Below are 1,434 nucleotides of genomic sequence, written 5' to 3' on the forward strand. Positions count from 1 at the left end.
GGGGCCGCGACGCGGGCGCCGAGGGCGGTCAGCACGTCGAGCACGCGGTCGCGCAGGCCGTCACCCTCGGCGTCCGGGGCGAAGCGCGCGACGGCGGCGGGCCAGCCCGCGGGGAGGTGGGCGCCGGCGAGGTCGGTGACGACGGTGACCCCGCCGGGCAGCATCTCGGCGGGGCTCACCAGCACCGTGTCGTGGGGGGCGTGCACGGTGTCGCGCCAGGTCTCGTCGCTGACGGGATGGAGGCCCGCCCCGGCCGCGGCCTCCAGGGTCTCGTGCAGCGCCTCGGGAGCGGCCACGGTGGCCGTGGGGTCGTCGGCGACCGACAGCACGAGCAGCCGCGGGTCGCCGCCCTCGTCGCGGACCCGGCGGACGGTCTCCAGAAGGGCGTACGGGTCGGGGACGCCGCCGCTCTCGGCCGGGGTGGCGACGTGGAAGACGGGCCGGCCCAGCAGGCGCGCGTACGGCGCCCACCAGGCGGCGCAGGGCCGCGGCACGAGCACGTCGCCGCCGAGCGCCGCGGTCAGGGCCAGGAGCAGCGCGGGGGCGCCGGGAGCGGCCACGACCTGCCCGGGGCCGGTGCTCAGGCCCCGCCGGTCCCAGTACGCGCAGGCGGCCTCGCGCAGGGTCTCGCCGCCCCCGGTCGGCTCGCTCCCGGGGCGGCCCGCGGCGGCGGCGAGGACGGCGGCCAGTTCGGGCAGGACGGGCAGGCCGTCGCCCGGGAGCGGCGGCCCGAAGCGGACGGGACCGTGGCCTTCGCGCTCCGTCCGGCGCATCCGTACCTCCGCGCTCGCTGGTGCCGTGTGGACCGGACGGGGTGTCGCGCGCCCGTCGCGCCGCGCGTACCCGCGACGGCGCGGGGCGATGGCACGCGCGGGTGTGGCGCCCGTCACGGGGCCGGGGCGCCCGAGGCGGACGCCCGCGGGGTCGGCGTGGGGTCAGCCCTTCCCGGGGTTCGGCCTGCGGCGCAGCCGGTACACCGCGCCGCCCGCCGCGCCCGCGATCAGCAGACCGCCCGCCACCAGGGCGGGCACGGAGTCGCTGAACGTCCCGCCCGCTCCGGCCTGCACCCCGCCCGGAGCCTGCGTGCCCTCGCAACTCCCGTTCCCCGCACCGTCCTTGCCGCCCCCGGGGACGGGCTCGCGCCCGGTGGGACCGCTCTTGCCGGGCTGCGGCTGACCGCTCTCCGCGCCGCCCCAACCGGACCCGGTCCCGGCGCTCTCGCCGCCACCCCACCCCGAGCCGGTCCCGCCCGTCTCGCCGCCCGAACCGGACCCGGCGCCGGTACCCGTGCCGCCGCTCGGGTCGCCGCCGCCCCACCCCGGGCCCGTTCCGCCGGTGCCCGGTTCGTTCGCGCCGCCGCCGGTCCGGCCCGAGGACTGCCCGGCGCACGGGCGTCCGCCGCCCGTCCAGCCGCCGTCGCCGCCGCCCGTCCAG

1 protein-coding gene and 1 pseudogene are annotated in these 1,434 nt (G+C 81.3%); both read right to left on the minus strand.

The annotated features are described in order from the left end of the window. The coding region (locus tag SZN_RS37085; RefSeq protein WP_007506512.1) for an aminotransferase class I/II-fold pyridoxal phosphate-dependent enzyme at window positions 1-773 on the minus strand (773 nt) is incomplete at its 3' end. Between the two features lie 162 nt (window positions 774-935). After that, a pseudogene (locus SZN_RS37090) lies at window positions 936-1,434 on the minus strand (hypothetical protein); the annotation flags it as partial.

Source organism: Streptomyces zinciresistens K42, assembly GCF_000225525.1.
In the GTDB taxonomy this organism is placed as follows: Bacteria; Actinomycetota; Actinomycetes; order Streptomycetales; family Streptomycetaceae; genus Streptomyces; species Streptomyces zinciresistens.